This is a genomic window from Ruegeria sp. CDSA033 (genome assembly GCF_059612305.1).
Window position 1 is genome coordinate 77,347 of record NZ_JBXWQI010000007.1, and the last position, 15,874, is coordinate 93,220.

Here is a 15,874-nt window from a genome sequence, read left to right on the forward strand (position 1 = left end):
ACCCGTTCGTCCGTGGTTCGACATCGGCGTATTCAACTCCCTGTGTTTTTTGACTTAGTCTCGCGCGGTTGTGCCTGTGTAGTCAAACCCGTTCTTGGGCCGAATTGTCGCGAAAATGTGAAACTTAGGCCAATTTACCTACACAAATCCTTGAGGATTTGTCATCACATGCGGTGTCGGCCCCAAATCATGAGCTGACTGATATCAAGGAGAGATTTCCCCGTGCCCGACAACCAAAGCCGCCTGGATCTGTTCATCGACCGCATGGTGTCCCAACGGGCCTGTCTGGATTTTGCCATCGCTCAGACCAATGGGATGCCAGGACCGGTGTTCGAACTGGGGTTAGGCAACGGGCGCACCTATCATCACATGGTGCAGTATATCTCAGGTCGACCTGTTTATGTATTCGAGCGCGCCGTGGCGTCGCATCCGGATTCCACGCCGCCCGAAGATCGGGTGATTTTGGGGGATGTGCGTGAAACACTACCGGCCTCGGTGAATCGGTTCGGAGCAACTGCCAGCCTGATCCACGCGGACTTGGGCGGCCACAACCGCAAAAAGAACGACGACTTCGCCAGATTTGTCTCACCATTGATCGAGCCGCTATTGGCCGAGGGTGGTTTGATGGTATCCAGCGACCGGATGTATTTCGATACCTTGACCGAAGTTTCCCTTCCTGAAGGGGCCGTCGAGGGCCGCTGTTTCATTTATCGCCGCTGACAGGGTGGGAGAACCTGATGCTTTTTTATGATTGTTCCACGGCCCCCAACCCACGGCGCGCGCGCATGTTCATTGCCGAAAAGGGTTTGGATATCGAAACCCGAGAAATCTCGATCGGCAAAGGTGAACAACTCAGTGACGACTTTCGCGCGGTGAACCCGAACGCAACCATACCCGTGTTGGTGACGGATGAGGGCATCGCGTTGACCGAGAATCTTGGGATAGCCGCGTACCTTGAGGCGCGGTTTCCCGAGCCACCGCTGATGGGGCGCACACCCGATGAAAAGGGGCAGGTTCTGATGTGGAACAGCATTGTCGAACAGCAGGGCGGCATGCCTGTCGGCGAGGCCTTACGCAACACGCATCCGGCCTTTGCCGACAGGGCGATTCCGGGGCCGGTGAACCACCCGCAAATCCCGGAACTGGCGCAGCGCGGGTCATCTCGCGTTGACCATTTCTTTTCGCTTCTGGAACAGCGACTGAGCGAAAGCGCGTTTATCGCAGGTTCAGATTTCACTCTGGCTGACATTTCCACCTTTGTCTTCGTTGACTTTGCCCGCGTGATCAAAAAGCGAATTCCGCAAGAAAACACAGCCACTTTAGCGTGGTTTGATAAGATCGCTTCCCGTCCCAGCGCACAACTTTGAAAACTGCCGCTCCAAGGCGGTTTCTTGGTAGGCGCAGAACTGTACAGAAATGTCTAGACAGATGTGAACAGTGCCTCTAGCGTCCCTCGTGAGACATGCAGGGGAGCGCAGGATGAATTCTCAGTATCGCGTTGTGGTCATCGGGGGCGGCGTCGTGGGCGCCTCGGTTCTGTATCATCTGGCCAAGTTTGGGTGGACAGATGTGGTTATGCTGGAACGGCGGCGGCTGGCCTCGGGGTCATCCTGGCACGCAGCGGGGGGCATTCACGCGCTAAACGCCGATCCGAACATGGCGTCGCTACAGGCCTATACAATCGATCTGCTCAGCGAGATCGAAAAGGAGTCTGGTCAGAATATCGGGTTGCACATGACCGGTGGTCTGACATTGGCCGGTACGTCAGAGCGATGGGAGTGGCTGCAGGCGAACTATCGCATTTTCCAATCCATCGGCATTGACGACTGCGAATTGCTGTCTCCGGAAGAGGCACAAAGACGTTGCCCCATCATGTCCACCGACGGCATATTGGGCGCGATGTGGGCCGACCGCGAGGGCTATATCGATACAACCGGCACGGTGCAGGCTTACGCGACGGCTGCCAAAAAACGCGGTGCTGAGTATTATGAGGAAACCAAGGTCGAGGAGCTGATCCAGACCGATGATGGCTGGCAGGTCATCACCGACAAGGGCACGATCACTTGCGAACACGTGGTTAACGCCGCTGGCCTGTGGGCCAAACAGATCGGGCGTATGGCCGGGGTGGAGCTGCCGGTTTCACCGCTCAAACACCACTATCTGATCACCGATACCGTCCCCGAGGTCGCTGAGGCAGATTTCGAGATGCCGATGACCGTCGACCTCGAAGGGTTCACCTATATGCGGCAAGATCAGAAAGGCGTTTTGGTTGGCATTTATGAGGTCGATCACGAACACTGGGCGATGGACGGTGCGCCGTGGAACTACGGTGAAGAGCTGTTTCAGGAACAGCTCGACCGGATCGAGAATGAGCTGACGCTTGGCTTTGAACGCTATCCGTCGATCCAGAACGTGGGCATCAAGACATGGGTAAACGGTGCTTTCACCTTTGCGCCCGATGGAAACCCGTTGGTCGGCCCGGTTCCCGGCAAGCGCGGCTATTGGTCGGCCTGCGCTGTCATGGCGGGCTTCTTGCAGGGCGGCGGTGTCGGCAAAACGCTGGCCGAGTGGATGATCCATGGCGAGCCCGAAGCGGATGCCTGGCCGATGGACGTGGCGCGTTTTGGCGATTTTGCGCAGAACAAGCGGTATATCCGTGAAACCACGGGCCAGTTTTATTCCCGCCGCTTTGTAATGACCTACCCAAACGAGCAACTGCCAGCGGGGCGGCCACTAAAGATGGCCCCAGCGCATGACGCGATGACGGATGCGGGCTGCAAATGGGGTGTTAGCTGGGATCTTGAAGTGCCGTTGTATTTCGCGCCGAAAGGGTTCGAGGAAACACCGACGCTCAAGCGGTCGAATGCGCATGATATTGTAGCTGACGAATGCAAGGTGATCCGCGAAGGCGTCGGCTTGATGGATATCTCGGGATTTTCACGGTTTGAGGTCAGTGGCCCGAATGCTGAGGTTTGGCTGGACAAAGTCATGGCCTCAAAACTGCCGGCGCCCGGTCGGGCGAAGCTGGCGCCGATGCTGGGTGAGAACGGGCGGCTCAAAGGGGACCTCACGGTGCTCAACTGGGGTGACGGAACCTGGTGGATCATGGGCAGCTACTACCTGCGGGCCTGGCACATGCGCTGGTTTGAAGATCACATGATCGACGGCGTTACTGTTCGTGATCTGGGCGAGGAATATTGCGGGTTTGCGGTGGTTGGTCCCAAGTCGCAAGCCGTGGTCGAAAAGTTGGCTGAACAGGACATCTCGGGTCTGAAATTCATGGGCTGTGGAGATTTTGACATCGGGTTGGTCCGCGCGCGCGTCGCCCGCATGTCGGTGACCGGCGAGAAAGGGTATGAGATCAACTGCCGCTACGGTGACCACATCAAGCTGCGCCGTATGTTGCTGGAGGCCGGTGCCGAAGAGGGCATTCGCGAGTGCGGTTTCAACGCGATGCTGTCAACGCGGCTTGAAAAGAGTTTTGGCATCTGGTCGGCAGAGTTCACGCAGCTTTACACGCCGGGAATGACAGGCATGGATCGACGGATCGATTGGGACAAGAATTTTGTCGGCAAAGAGGCCGCTGTGGCCGAGCGCGACGGAAACGGTCCGGCGCAGATACAGGTGACACTGGAAGTGGACGCCGATGACGCGGACGCAAGCGGTTACGAACCCGTTTGGGCGGGCGGTGAGCGCGTGGGCTTTGTAACGTCGGGAGGGTACGGGCACTACACTGGGAAGTCACTGGCAATGGCGTTGGTCAACCGCGACAAGGCCGCGCCCGGAACAGAGCTTTCGGTCCATGTGGTTGGTGTCGAGAGGCCCGCGAGGGTTGTCGCGCCTTCACCTTACGACCCGCAGGGCAAAGCGATGAGGGGCTAAGCATGATCGGACAAACATCCGAACGCGGGCGACGACGGCGCGGGCGAAGCGCCGAGGCCGCCCCTGCGCCCAGTCGGGACGTGAATTATCGCCAGTTGAAGAATCCCTTCCCGTTGATGGAGGTGTTCCCGGCTGACCAGATTGCGGATATGCACGAAACGGCTTTGCGAACACTTCAGGAGTTGGGCGTCAAATGCCTGCTTCCGGAAGCCCGGCGTCTCTTTGCGAAAGCGGGCGCGCGGATGGATGAAGATACCGAGATGGTCTTTATCGGCCGCGACATTGTTGAAGCCGCCGTTGCATCAGCACCGAAGTCGATTGCGTGCCATGCAGGCGCGCGGCTCAGGGACTTCACACTTGAGCTAGGTAGTTTGGTGTTTCAACCGGGGGCAGGGGCACCGAACGCGACAGATCTTGAACGCGGCCGCCGTCCCGCCACAGGGCAGGATTATCTGGAGTTCCTCAAGCTGACGCATCATTTTGATGTATTCCAGATGATCTCGCCTCAGGTCGAGCCTCAGGACGTTCCGATTCACCTGCGTCACTACTTCACTACGCAGGCGCAGATGGAGCTGACCGACAAGTTCCCGTTCTTTTTCTCTCGCGGAACGCCGCAGGTGATGGATTGCTTTGAAATGCTATCCATCGCACGGGGCCTGTCAGATGATGCATTTCAGGCGGGCGCACATTGCTACACAATCATCAATACGAACAGCCCGCGCACGCTGGACATACCGATGGCGCAAGGGCTGATAGATTTCGCCCGCAATGGACAGATGTCGATCATCACGCCGTTTACTCTGATGGGCGCGATGGCCCCGATTACTGTGGCCGGGGCGATTACGCTGTCGCATGCCGAGGCGCTGGCGGCGCTGACGCTGACACAGCTGACCAAGCCGGGTGCGCCGGTGTGTTATGGCACGTTCACCAGCAACGTGGATATGAAATCGGGTGCGCCCGCATTTGGAACACCCTCACATTTCCAGGCTTCGCTTGCCGCAGGTCAATTGGCCCGGCATCTGGGCCTACCTTGGCGGTCGGCTGCCGGATCAGCGTCGAACATCAACGATGTTCAAGCAGCGAATGAAAACCAGTTTGGTCTTTGGGGCTGTCTGATGGCAGGAGCGACAGTAATCATTCACTCGGCCGGTTGGCTGGAGGGTGGCTTGACCGTTTCTTTTGAGAAAATGATCTGCGATGCCGAGGTTCTGAACATGGTGGCCGAGCTTTGTGCAGGGGCGCAGGCAGGTACAGCCGAGATCGGTTTCGACACCGCCCTGAGTGAAGTTGAACCCAGCGGGCACTTCTTTGCCTCAAGCCAGACGATGGAGCGGTACAACACCGAATTCTATGAACCGCATTTGCACGATTATGCAAATTTCGGAACCTGGACAGAGCGCGGATCGATGGATGCCAATCATCGCGCGACGGCGGTTTGGAAGAGTATTCTGTCTGACTTCAAAGCGCCTTCATGTGACAGCGACCGCATGGGTGCCTTGCATGAGTTCATTGCGCGCCGTACCGCTGAGGGCGGCGCTCCGCCGGAGAGTTGAATGAGTACCAAGCCCATCCTGCACAGGGACGACCCCGAAGCCGAGCCTTTGGTCGGCAATATCAAGGTCACGCGTGACGACTGGCTGAACGTGGCTATGGATGTCCTGATCTCGGACGGTGTGGACCAAATCAAGGTCCTGAACCTGGCTGAACGAATGGCTGTGTCACGATCCTCCTTCTATTGGTACTTCAAATCCCGCCAAGAGCTTTTGGACGCCCTGCTTGCGCGCTGGCATGCGACGAATACAGCGGCTTTGGTCGCGCAGGCCAAGGCCCCGGCGGATACGATAACCGCAGCCGTCTGCAACGTGCACCGTTGCGTGGTGAATACTGAACTGTTCGATACGGCGCTGGACTTTGCCATCCGGGATTGGGCGCGCAAATCGGGGAAAGTACGCCGGGCGCTCGATCAGTCAGATGCGCGCAGGCTCGAAGCGCTTCACGCCATGTTCGCGCGGTACGGCTATTCAGAGGTCGAGGCCGAAACGCGCGCGCGCGTGCTGTACTATATGCAAATCGGGTACGATCTGGCCCAGCTGAATGAGCCAATGTCCACGCGGATCGCAATGGTTCCGCATTACCTTTATGTCTTCACCGGGGTTGAGCCCAAGCCCGAAGAAGTCGAAGAATTCAGCGCCTATTCAACGCGCTATTGGAAGGGAGAAGCCTCATGAGTCAACCTGACGCAATCATCATCGGAACAGGTGTGATCGGCGCGGCCATCGCCTTTGAAATGGCCAAAGCAGGCTGGAAAACCCTGTCGCTGGACCGAAACAGTCAGGTTGGCCACGGTTCGACCGCGGGGTCATGTGCTATTATTCGGATGCACTATTCGACCTTCGATGGAACGGCGTTTGCGTGGGAAGGTTACCACTATTGGCGCGATTGGGCCGACTACCTCGGCCTGCCCGAGGATGCTAATCTGGCGCAATTTCGCGAGACCGGCTGTCTGGTGATGAAGACCGATGCCAATGGCTTGCTTGACAAGCACATGAAGAACAGCGCCGATCTGGATTGCCCGTTCGAAGAATGGTCACCTGATAAAGTCAGTGAGCGCCTGCCGATCTACTCGCAGGACAGTTTCGCGCCGGCGCGCCGTATGGATGATCCGGAATTCGGGCACCCGAACGGGCGCAAGATGCAAGGCGGTGTGTTCTGGCCGCAGGCGGGATACGTCACCGACCCGGCTTTGTCCGCGCAGAACTTGATGGATGCTGCCAAGCTGCATGGCGCAGAAGTGCGCACTGGTGCCGAAGTGGTCGAGATATTGTCCAGCGACGGTCGGGTTTCGGGTGTCAAACTTGCCTCGGGCGAAGAAATCCACGCAAAAGTCGTCGTGAACGTCGCGGGCCCCGGCTCGGCGATCATCAACAAGATGGCGGGTGTTCTGGACGACATGACGATCGAAACCCGCCCCTTGCGGCAAGAGGTTGTGCACGTCCCCGCACCCGAGGGGTTTGATTTCGAAAACGACGGAACGATTGTCTCGGACAGCGATATTGCCTGCTACTGTCGACCCGAGCACGGCAACCACATTCTGGTTGGCTCGGAAGATCCGGAATGTGACCCGCATCAGTGGTGCGAGGATGATGTGGATTACAACCACGACTTCACCGACCAGTGGACAACGCAGGCCATGCGATACGCGCAGCGCGTCCCAAGTCTTGGCATCCCGTCCAAAACGCGCGGAGTTGTGGACCTGTATGACGCATCCACAGACTGGATTCCGATCTATGACAAATCCAGCCTGCCGGGGTTCTACATGGCCTGCGGGACCAGTGGGAACCAGTACAAGAACGCGCCGATCGCAGGCAAGATGATGACGGCCCTGATCGCGTATTGTGAAGGGGGCGCGGATCACGATGCGCAGCCGCTGCAATACGAACTTCCCTATATCGGGCGGAGCATTGATGTCGGGTTCTATTCCCGCAAGCGCCCGATCAACGAAGAAAGCAGTTTTTCTGTACTGGGGTAGTTAAGGAAAAAAATCGCTCTATCCTTCCGGGGAACTGGAAAAGGGCAGGGCCCAGAATGGCCGAACCGATGCATCGCGTTTTGATACTTGGAAGTGCGCCGGCCGCCGCTGCAGCACGAGAGTGGTCGCGGGATCCGTTTACTCGCATTGTTGCCATCAACAACGCCTGGCGTATCCGCGACGATTGGGATTTCCTCGTCCATCCCGAGGACTTTCCTGTACGCAACCGTCCGGACATACTGGCGCGCGGTCAAAGCATCGTCGAGGCGGATGAATACGTTCCGCATCAAAACAAGTTCGGCGGATTTGTTTACGCCGGCGGCACCATGGCGTTTACGGTGGGCTACTGGGCCTTGGCCGCGCTTCAGCCAGCCGTTTTGGCCTTTTTTGGCTGTGACATGATTTACCCAAATTCCGGCAAGACCCATTTTTACGGCAACGGAGCAGCCGATCCTTTGCGCGCTGATGTGACGCTGCGATCGCTCGAGGCAAAATCCGCCCGACTGGCTTTGTTTGGTGCCGCGCAGAACTGCCGCGTGGTTCGACTGTCGCAGGGTGAAAGCCGGCTGGTCTTTCCTTCGGTGACGACTGACACCCTAATGTCTGCCGCACGGCCTTCGACAAAGGGTATGCAAGCGGCAGTGCAGGCGGAGGCACAGCTTAATTACTTTGTTCCGTCTGGTCGCTACTGGATGGAAGAGGAACGTTTTGACGCCGCTAGAATTGACCATTTGGATCGAATGTGGCTGGACGCGTATTGTCCGCAATCCCTTGAAAACGTCGCCTGAAGCAATCGCTGATCAGGTCGCGAATTCAGCCCAGGCCCAGACCATGGCGATGTATGTCAGGTTGTGCAGGCACTGGTCCAGTCCTGCAGCCCGCCAAAACGCAGCCTGTGTCGGCATCAGTTTCTTTTTGTCTGAATAGCTGGCTTTGGCGAAATCAATATTGAAGTGAACAATCCATTCCAGTGCAGCAATGATCAAAATAAACGACCACGGCGCGCCAAAAATCAAAAAGACAATCACTGACCCGATGACGTGCACGCCCGCATGCTGCGCGCGGCCCAGGTGGAAATACTCACCGCGCCCTGCCAACATTTTCGGAGTCTGGAGAAAAAAATCCGCAAACATATGTTTGATCTGCAACAAGCAGAGCATCAATAGCACTGCGCCTATACTGGCAGTCAAATGAGTCCTCCCGAAATCGTCCCAAACGGAGTCTAGGCACTAATCTGTGGTTGCGCAAATGAACTTGTTCACACTCGGCAATTAACTGATCAAATTGGAAACTATTTGCCTCTTTTGGCTGGACTAAGGTAAATTCAGAGTGTTGGGTTTACGGCACTTTCGTCAAGATCGTTTCAGTGATCCGTAGTAGGGGCAGGTTCCATAGAACGTTCAATTTTCCAGTTTATTTGGAAATACTCGAAACGCGACCAGTTGATTCTGCTGGCCGTGACCTCGACGTTGTTTCCACTACTTTATCTGACGCTCGAATTGCCCAAACGCATCATCAACGATGCGATTGGCGCGGCCAGCCCGGTTGTAGATGTCTGGGGTTATAGCCTGCCTCAGACGACATTCCTCATCATTCTGTGTATCGGGTTTCTGATCGCGGTGCTGGCGCATGGCCTGATGAAAATGCGCATCAACACAATGAAAGGCGTGCTGAGCGAGCGTATGTTGCGCCGGTTCCGGTATGTGCTGATCAGCCGCGCGTTGCGTTTCCCTCAACCTTATTTTGAGCGCGTCAGCCAAGGTGAGCTGGTGTCGATGGTCACCGCCGAAAGCGAGCCGATGGGCGGGCTCATGGGGGACGCGATCAGCCAACCGGTTTTGCAGGCGGGTCAGATGATCACCATCCTGTCCTTCCTGTTTCTGCAAAGCTTCTGGTTTGGGTTGGCGGCAGTAGCGCTGATACCTCTGCAAGCCTGGCTAATTCCGAAACTGCAGCGTCAGATCAACCTTCTGAACAAAAAACGCATTCAAGAGGTTCGCTTGCTGGCCGCCCAGATCGGCGAGAACGCCGCGGGCGCGTCCACTTTGCGTGCCAATGGCGGGTGGCGGTATCGCCGGGCGATGGTGTCCGAGCAGCTGGGGCGCCTGTTTGGTATCCGGTTCGAGATCTACCAAAAGAAGTTCTTTATGAAATTCATAAACAACTTCATCTCGCAGATGACGCCGTTCCTGTTCTATTTGGTTGGCGGTCTTCTGGTCTTGCAGGGGTCGGTTTCGCTGGGTGCATTGGTCGCTGCGCTGGCCGCGTATAAGGATCTCAGCTCGCCGTGGAAGGAACTGCTGACCTATTATAACCAGACACAGGACATGTCGTTGCGCTGGGACGTGGTGACGGAACGGTTTGCACCTTCCGGAATGCATGACGAAGAACTGTTCGATGGCGAACCCGAGGCCACGCCAAGGCTGAACGGTGACATTGTACTCGACCATGTCTCGGTCCGCGATATGGACGGCAATCAGGTTCTGGATGATTTGGACCTGTCCTTTCCCAGCGGGAAAATCATCGGGATCGCGGCCCCCAGCGAAGAAGATCGGCGCGCCATGGCCGAGTTGCTGACGCGAGAAATTTCGCCCAGCTCGGGCCGGGTGCGGATCGGTGAAATCCATTTGTCAGCGCTGCATCAAAGCGTCGTGGCCGCCCGTATTGGGTATGCTTCGTCACGGCCCGTAATGTTCCAGGGCACGCTGGGCGACAACGTCATGATGCCGATGCGGTTCAAGCCGCAGACAACCGAAATAAACGACCCCGGATATGATGAGACGTTGCGTGCCGGCAATAGCCCGGACCCCTTCAGGGCAAATTGGTTGGACCCGACGACTGCGGGATTGGACAGTGCTGAAGAGGTGCGCGACTGGTGGTTGAAACTGATTGACGGGATGGGTTCTGGCGCGACGCTGTTCCTGCGCGGGGCCGAGCAGGTGTTCGATGCCACCGAGCATCCCGAGCTGGCCGACAAACTGGTCGAACTGCGGCCTTTGGTTCAGGATGCGGTGAAAGCGTCGGGTCTGGAGCAACAAGCCCTGATCTTTGACCGCAACAGCTATAATCCTGCCTTGCCAGTTGCGGAAAACCTGTTGTTCGCCACCCCCAAAGTGCCTGTCACGCAGGAGCTTTTGGCGCAGCAGACCGTGTTCCTTGATCAATTGCGCGAATTTGGCCTGGATGAGACTCTGGTGAGCCTGACACGCGATGTGATTGAGATGCTGCGCCAGATTTTCGGACTGGACGGCACCGATCACCCGCTGTTTCGCAAACTGGGACTAGAGGCGCAGACCTATGAGGCTGCTGTCGAGCTGGTTGAAAAGACCCGGAACGAGGGCGTATCGGGGCTGAATGATGAACAGCTGGCAAACCTGCTGGCCGTTCCGTTCGTGATTTCGGCGGAACAGATTGGACCAGCCTTCACCGACGACCTCAAAGACCGCATTCTTGAGTTGCGGCATAGCCATTCCGAAAAACTGTTGGAGCGGTTGCTGGATGTATTTGTCCCGTTAGACAAAACGAAGTTCGCGCCTGGCTTGACGGTTCTGGAAAACGCTTTGTTCGGGAAGGTCAGTCAGATCGGCGGCGCCCGTTCGGACGAGGCGCGCAAACTGATCGTGGATGTTCTGAACAAAAACGGTGCGCGCCCGCTGGTGGTCGAGCTGATCTACGACGTTCCGGTGGCGCTGGGCGGTCAAAACCTGCCCGCGGTTTTTGCTGAACCTCTGTCCTTTACGCGCGCGACGATCAAGAAACCGGATATTCTGATCCTTGAGGACGCGTTGGCCAGTTATGATATGGCCTCGAAGGTGGCCGTTTACAAAAACCTCCGCGCGTTACTGCCGGATACCACAGTGATCTACCTGAACGACCAGTTCGAAAACCCGGGCGTATTCGACATGTATGTGGAAATCAGGCAAGGTCGGGTCGTCTCGGACGAAGGACCTGCGGACGTGGAAGAAGACAGTGCCGCCTCGGCTGACCTTTCGCGTAAGCTGCGCGCGCTGGAACAGACACCGTTGTTTTCCGGGCTGGATCGCCGGCAGCTGCGCCTGCTGGCCTTTGGCGCGCGCTGGTTCGATGCCAAAGCAGGAGAGGTTGTTTTCCTTAAGGACGATCAGCCAACCGACGGCGCCTATGTGGTGCTGGACGGGGAAGCCGGGCTGTACCTTCCACAGACCGACGGAGTGGATCAGTTGATTGCCACGGTCGGCCCCGGTGCCCTGGTCGGAGAGTTGGGCCTGATCCGCAAGGAACCTAGGGCGCTGAGCATGATCGCCGAGACGGAACTGTCGTGCCTGCGTATTGGTGAAGAGGAATTCCTGGCCGTGGTCGAAAATGATGCCGCAACCGCGTTCAAACTGTTGCAGGTGATTGCGGGCTATGTATCGAACTAAGGGTTATTCGTTGTCGGGGCTGCAGAACATATCGTAAAGAACGGCGATCACCTGCGCCGCGCCGTCGTTGTTCAGCGAGTAATAGATGGACTTTCCGTCCCTGCGCGTTGCAACAATGTTTTCAGCGCGCAGGCGCGCCAGCATCTGACTGACCGCAGCCTGACGGATACGCAACAAGGCCTCCAGCTCACCCACGGATTTTTCGCCGTCGGCCAGATGGCACAAGATCATCAACCGACCCTCATGCGCGAGCGTTTTCAGAAACGCAGAGGCCCGAGCCGCGCTTTCTTTCATTTCAGATAGCGCAGCTTCGGTTTGTTCGGTTTGGTCGTCTTCAAGTGTCACGCGTGGCCTGTTTAACACCTATGGGTTGGGTCAATGTGCCCCAAGACCTATTGGGTTGTCACCCCTCGGTTGCAGGGGCACCACCCTGAAAGGCGTTTCCGTTCACGTAATCACAGGGCTCTTCTTGCATTTGCAGATGCAGGCCGTCACCGTTGAAAGGGTGCGCGCGGGCAAGATCTTCGTTCACCTCAATCCCCAGTCCCGGTGCGGTCGGCGCGGGGACAAATCCGGCCTCAACCCGCAATGAGCTGTTGATGAGTTGATCGTGAAACGGCGTGTCTATGGTCTCAAGCAGCAGCAGGTTTGGGATGGATGCGGCCAAATGGATATTGGCGGCCCATTCAATCGGACCGGCGTACAAATGCGGGGCCATCTGGGCGTTGAAGACTTCGGCGATTGCGGCCACTTTCTTCATCTCCCAAATCCCGCCGGCACGACCCAGCGCGGGTTGCAGGATTTCTGCCGCCCCAGCCCGCAAAACGGCCGCGAATTCGGCCTTGGTGGTCATGCGTTCACCGGTTGCAACCGGGATCCGAACATTTCGCGCGACACGAGCCATATCTTCAATCATGTCCGGAGGTGTGGGCTCTTCGAACCAAAGCGGTGAATAGGGTTCAAGCGCCTGACCCAATCGGATTGCGCCCGCGGTGTTGAACTGGCCGTGGGTGCCGAACAGCAGGTCGGCTTTGTCGCCCACGGCCTCTCGGATCGCTTTGCAGAACGCAACGGACATCGAGATATCGGACATCGCAGGCATGTGCCCGCCCCGAACAGTGTAGGGCCCGGCGGGGTCGAACTTGACGGCTGTGAACCCGCGTCTGACCATTTCGGCGGCACATTCGCCCGCTTGTTCAGGCGACGTCCAGAAATCGTTCAGATTATGTTGAGGCAGGGGATACAGATAGGTGTAGGCCCTTATGCGTTCGTTCACCAATCCGCCCAACAAGGCGTAGACCGGGCGATCGCGATCTTTGCCCAGAATATCCCAACACGCGATTTCCAGCCCGGAAAAAGCCCCCATGACCGTTAGATCGGGCCGCTGAGTAAACCCACTAGAGTAGGCGCGGCGGAACATCAGCTCGATGTTTTCGGGGTTCTCGCCCAGCATATGCCGTTCAAACACGTCTCGAATGACATGGCGCATCGCCTCGGGGCCAACCGAGGATGCATAGCATTCCCCCCAGCCCGTGATCCCGGTATCGGTCGTGACTTTGACCAGTATCCAATACCGCCCGCCCCATCCGGGCGCAGGAGGGGCTGTGACAATGATGTCGAGGTCTTGCAGTTTCATCAGGTGGTCTCCTGCCCTGCCGGGTTAATCCCTGTCGAAAACGATCACGTTACGCTTGGCGGATCCGGTTTTGGTGTCCTCGATCGCTTCGTTGATCTGCGACAGCGACCATCGGCCCGAAATCAGTTCATCCAGTTTCAAGCGTCCCTGATCATAAAGGTCGATCATCCACGGAATATCCCGCTGAATGACAACATCGCCCATTTTCGATCCGATAAGACCCTGACCCAAGGCGGCCAGAACTACCGGCTCGTAGCTTGCCATATCCCCGGAATGCGGCATCCCGATCATGACTGCCTTGCCACCCGGGCCCAGGTAACGAGGGGCTTGGTCGTAGGCAGGAATCGCGCCGACGGTGATCAAAACGGCATCTGCGCCGCGACCCCCAAGCGCTTTGTAAGCGGCCTTCCAGGGGGCTTTCTGATCGGCTAAAACGCCGTGGGTCGCGCCGAATTCCTTGGCAATGGCCAGCTTTTCTTCGGTCATGTCCACGGCCACAATACGGCGTGCACCGGCGATGCGGGCGCCCTGAATTGCGTTCAGCCCGACACCTCCGGCACCGATCACAACCACATCCTGTCCGGGCCGCAGACCGGCGGCGTTGACGGCGGCGCCGACGCCCGTGATCACACCGCAGGACAGCAGGCTGGCAACGTCTTTGGGCATGGACTGTGGAATCCTGACGATCTGCCGATGGCTGACCACAACCTTTTCTGCAAAAGCTCCGCAGGCCATAGCCTGCTCCAGCAGTCCGCCATCTGCTGTGCGCAACGGCCCGTTGACCTTGTCATAAGGCGTTTCGCAGACAGTTGGTTTCCCCCCCGCGCAAGAGGGGCACGAGCCACATGCCCGGATCAGGGTAACGACAACCGGGTCTCCGACCTGAAATTCACCTGCCGAGTCGCCGACCGCAGTGATAATGCCCGCAGCCTCGTGCCCATAGACGGCAGGAAGGTGTCCGCCCCACGCACCACCGGCAAATGAAATGTCCGAATGGCAAATTGCCACCGCATCCAACGTCACCTCGACCTCATCTGACTTGGGCGGTGCGATCTGAATATCTTCAATGACCAGAGGTTCACCGAACGCCCGGCAAACGGCGGCTTTGATGGTTTGCATGCTGTCCCTCTCTCCCTTTGCGCTACGGTGGCGCGCTTATGGGGACGCTGCAAGGCGGAATCCGTCAAAGGGATGTCGTAGTTATGCCATGACCCTACGTGAACGGGAAAACACAAGAAGACAGATCACCATCATGACGAATGCCAAGAGGAATGGTGCGCCCGGCAAGTAGATCGCCGCGTCGGGCTTGATGAACTGAGCGAACACGCTGGTCATGAGCAACGGTGCGATGACCATCGACAAAGCGTGCAAGGATGTCAGTACACCCTGCAGTTCACCCTGTTGCGAGTCGGGCGTCTTGCGCGACATCAGGGCCTGCAGGGCAGGGGTCACAACCGCTCCGATCGCGGTGATCGGGATCAGCATCAGGGCAATGATCCCATTGGTCAGGAAGGCCAGAAGAAAAAAGCTAAACAGCTCGAACCCCATGCCGTAGATGATTGTGACGCGTTCACCCAAGTATTTGGTTGCGGGCCGGATCAGGCCACCCTGAACGGCCGCCATGCCGATTCCGTAGACGCCCAGTGACACGCCGATCATTTGTGGTGACCAGCCAAACCGCTCGGTTGTGAAATACGCCCAAATTGCCGGGTAGACATAGATCGAGATGGAGTACAGGAGATAGACCCACAGCATCGGCCGGATACCGGGCAACGCAGCAATCGCGCGCAGCGAGTTCACTGGGTTTGCCCGCCGCAGGCTGAAGGCCCGGCGTGTCTTGTCGGTGACCGTCTCGGGCATGACACATACACCGATGACGAAGGCCAGGGCAGACAAACCTGCGGCAGCCCAAAATGGTGCACGTGTGCCATATTCGCTCAGCAGCCCACCAAGTACTGGGCCAAAGACAAACCCGACGCCAAATGCTGCGCCCAATAGACCAAAGTTTGCAGCCTTTTCGTGGGGTTTCGACACATCCGCCATGAAGGCCGCCGCCGTTGCATGCGTGGCGGCCGTAATGCCTCCGACGATGCGCCCGGCCAACAGCAACCAGATGCTGCCCGCAAGTGCCATGACAACATAGTCCAGCGACATGACGAACAGCGAGACCAGCAATACCACCCGTCGCCCGTAAGCGTCCGAAAGGTTACCCAGAACTGGTCCGAACACGAACTGCATTGCTGCAAACGCGGTGCTGAGGATGCCACCCCAGATCGCAGCCGTCGCCAACGTGCCACCCTGAACCTCGACGATCAGTTCCGGCATGATAGGCAAGACAAGGCCGATGCCCATGGCGTCGATCATGACCGTGAGAAGGACGAAGAAAAACGGAAGACGCATTTGAACCGCAAGGATGATGATTTGGGC

The 15,874-nt window shown here is 57.6% G+C and carries 13 protein-coding genes; 8 read left to right on the top strand and 5 right to left on the bottom strand.

Annotated elements, in window-relative coordinates; genetic code table 11:
- Positions 1–222: 222 nt before the first annotated feature.
- The 7 genes from AC2FLA_RS11365 to AC2FLA_RS11395 all read left to right on the top strand — a co-directional run bounded on the left by AC2FLA_RS11365 (position 223) and on the right by AC2FLA_RS11395 (position 8,199).
- Entirely contained in the window at positions 223–720 is a 498-nt protein-coding gene (locus tag AC2FLA_RS11365) for a class I SAM-dependent methyltransferase (protein WP_496722276.1), read from the top strand.
- A 17-nt stretch (positions 721–737) separates the two neighbouring features.
- The gene (locus AC2FLA_RS11370) at positions 738–1,367 is read left to right on the top strand and encodes a glutathione S-transferase family protein (RefSeq protein ID WP_496722278.1); all 630 of its coding nucleotides are present in this window, start codon (positions 738–740) and stop codon (positions 1,365–1,367) included.
- 112 nt (positions 1,368–1,479) lie between these two features.
- Positions 1,480–3,882, top strand: a complete 2,403-nt coding sequence (locus tag AC2FLA_RS11375; RefSeq protein ID WP_496722280.1) for a GcvT family protein — start codon at positions 1,480–1,482, stop codon at positions 3,880–3,882.
- 2 nt (positions 3,883–3,884) lie between these two features.
- Positions 3,885–5,435, top strand: coding sequence for a trimethylamine methyltransferase family protein (locus AC2FLA_RS11380; RefSeq protein ID WP_496699724.1), 1,551 nt, complete (start codon positions 3,885–3,887; stop codon positions 5,433–5,435).
- Positions 5,436–6,110, top strand: coding sequence for a TetR/AcrR family transcriptional regulator (locus AC2FLA_RS11385; RefSeq protein ID WP_282170725.1), 675 nt, complete (start codon positions 5,436–5,438; stop codon positions 6,108–6,110). It abuts the gene before it with no gap.
- Complete coding sequence (locus AC2FLA_RS11390) at positions 6,107–7,411, top strand: NAD(P)/FAD-dependent oxidoreductase (RefSeq protein WP_496722281.1); 1,305 nt, start codon at positions 6,107–6,109, stop codon at positions 7,409–7,411. The genes AC2FLA_RS11385 and AC2FLA_RS11390 overlap by 4 nt, the downstream gene beginning before the upstream one ends.
- A 56-nt stretch (positions 7,412–7,467) precedes the next feature.
- Positions 7,468–8,199, top strand: a complete 732-nt coding sequence (locus AC2FLA_RS11395) for a hypothetical protein (RefSeq protein WP_496722283.1) — start codon at positions 7,468–7,470, stop codon at positions 8,197–8,199.
- 12 nt (positions 8,200–8,211) lie between these two features.
- On the opposite strand, the gene AC2FLA_RS11400 is transcribed toward AC2FLA_RS11395, so the two are convergent.
- Positions 8,212–8,571: a DUF3307 domain-containing protein gene (locus tag AC2FLA_RS11400; protein WP_369935462.1), complete on the bottom strand. Its 360-nt coding sequence runs from the start codon at positions 8,569–8,571 to the stop codon at positions 8,212–8,214.
- Between the two features lie 243 nt (positions 8,572–8,814).
- On the opposite strand from AC2FLA_RS11400, the gene AC2FLA_RS11405 reads away from it, so the two are divergent.
- A complete protein-coding gene (locus AC2FLA_RS11405) occupies positions 8,815–11,811 on the top strand; it encodes a cyclic nucleotide-binding domain-containing protein (RefSeq protein WP_496722408.1) in 2,997 nt (998 codons plus the stop codon).
- Positions 11,812–11,814: 3 nt separating this feature from the next.
- On the opposite strand, the gene AC2FLA_RS11410 is transcribed toward AC2FLA_RS11405, so the two are convergent.
- The 4 genes from AC2FLA_RS11410 to AC2FLA_RS11425 all read right to left on the bottom strand — a co-directional run bounded on the left by AC2FLA_RS11410 (position 11,815) and on the right by AC2FLA_RS11425 (position 15,847).
- The gene (locus AC2FLA_RS11410) at positions 11,815–12,105 is read right to left on the bottom strand and encodes an ArsR/SmtB family transcription factor (RefSeq protein ID WP_496722410.1); all 291 of its coding nucleotides are present in this window, start codon (positions 12,103–12,105) and stop codon (positions 11,815–11,817) included.
- Positions 12,106–12,214: 109 nt separating this feature from the next.
- On the bottom strand, positions 12,215–13,447 hold the full coding sequence (locus AC2FLA_RS11415; protein ID WP_496722285.1) for a mandelate racemase/muconate lactonizing enzyme family protein: 1,233 nt from the start codon (positions 13,445–13,447) through the stop codon (positions 12,215–12,217).
- A 24-nt stretch (positions 13,448–13,471) separates the two neighbouring features.
- Positions 13,472–14,566, bottom strand: a complete 1,095-nt coding sequence (locus AC2FLA_RS11420; protein WP_496722287.1) for a Zn-dependent alcohol dehydrogenase — start codon at positions 14,564–14,566, stop codon at positions 13,472–13,474.
- Positions 14,567–14,647: 81 nt separating this feature from the next.
- Positions 14,648–15,847, bottom strand: coding sequence for a TCR/Tet family MFS transporter (locus AC2FLA_RS11425; protein WP_496722289.1), 1,200 nt, complete (start codon positions 15,845–15,847; stop codon positions 14,648–14,650).
- Between the last annotated feature and the right edge of the window lie 27 nt (positions 15,848–15,874).

What these genes read in the sequence shown, in the direction of transcription:
- AC2FLA_RS11375 (WP_496722280.1), top strand. Translation starts at nt 1,480, where the DNA reads ATGAATTCTCAGTATCGCGTTGTGGTCATCGGGGGCGGCGTCGTGGGC.
- AC2FLA_RS11395 (WP_496722283.1), top strand. Translation starts at nt 7,468, where the DNA reads ATGGCCGAACCGATGCATCGCGTTTTGATACTTGGAAGTGCGCCGGCC.
- AC2FLA_RS11390 (WP_496722281.1), top strand. Translation starts at nt 6,107, where the DNA reads ATGAGTCAACCTGACGCAATCATCATCGGAACAGGTGTGATCGGCGCG.
- AC2FLA_RS11385 (WP_282170725.1), top strand. Translation starts at nt 5,436, where the DNA reads ATGAGTACCAAGCCCATCCTGCACAGGGACGACCCCGAAGCCGAGCCT.
- AC2FLA_RS11380 (WP_496699724.1), top strand. Translation starts at nt 3,885, where the DNA reads ATGATCGGACAAACATCCGAACGCGGGCGACGACGGCGCGGGCGAAGC.
- AC2FLA_RS11415 (WP_496722285.1), bottom strand. Translation starts at nt 13,447, where the DNA reads ATGAAACTGCAAGACCTCGACATCATTGTCACAGCCCCTCCTGCGCCC.
- AC2FLA_RS11410 (WP_496722410.1), bottom strand. Translation starts at nt 12,105, where the DNA reads ATGAAAGAAAGCGCGGCTCGGGCCTCTGCGTTTCTGAAAACGCTCGCG.
- AC2FLA_RS11425 (WP_496722289.1), bottom strand. Translation starts at nt 15,847, where the DNA reads ATGCGTCTTCCGTTTTTCTTCGTCCTTCTCACGGTCATGATCGACGCC.
- AC2FLA_RS11420 (WP_496722287.1), bottom strand. Translation starts at nt 14,566, where the DNA reads ATGCAAACCATCAAAGCCGCCGTTTGCCGGGCGTTCGGTGAACCTCTG.
- AC2FLA_RS11400 (WP_369935462.1), bottom strand. Translation starts at nt 8,571, where the DNA reads ATGCTCTGCTTGTTGCAGATCAAACATATGTTTGCGGATTTTTTTCTC.
- AC2FLA_RS11370 (WP_496722278.1), top strand. Translation starts at nt 738, where the DNA reads ATGCTTTTTTATGATTGTTCCACGGCCCCCAACCCACGGCGCGCGCGC.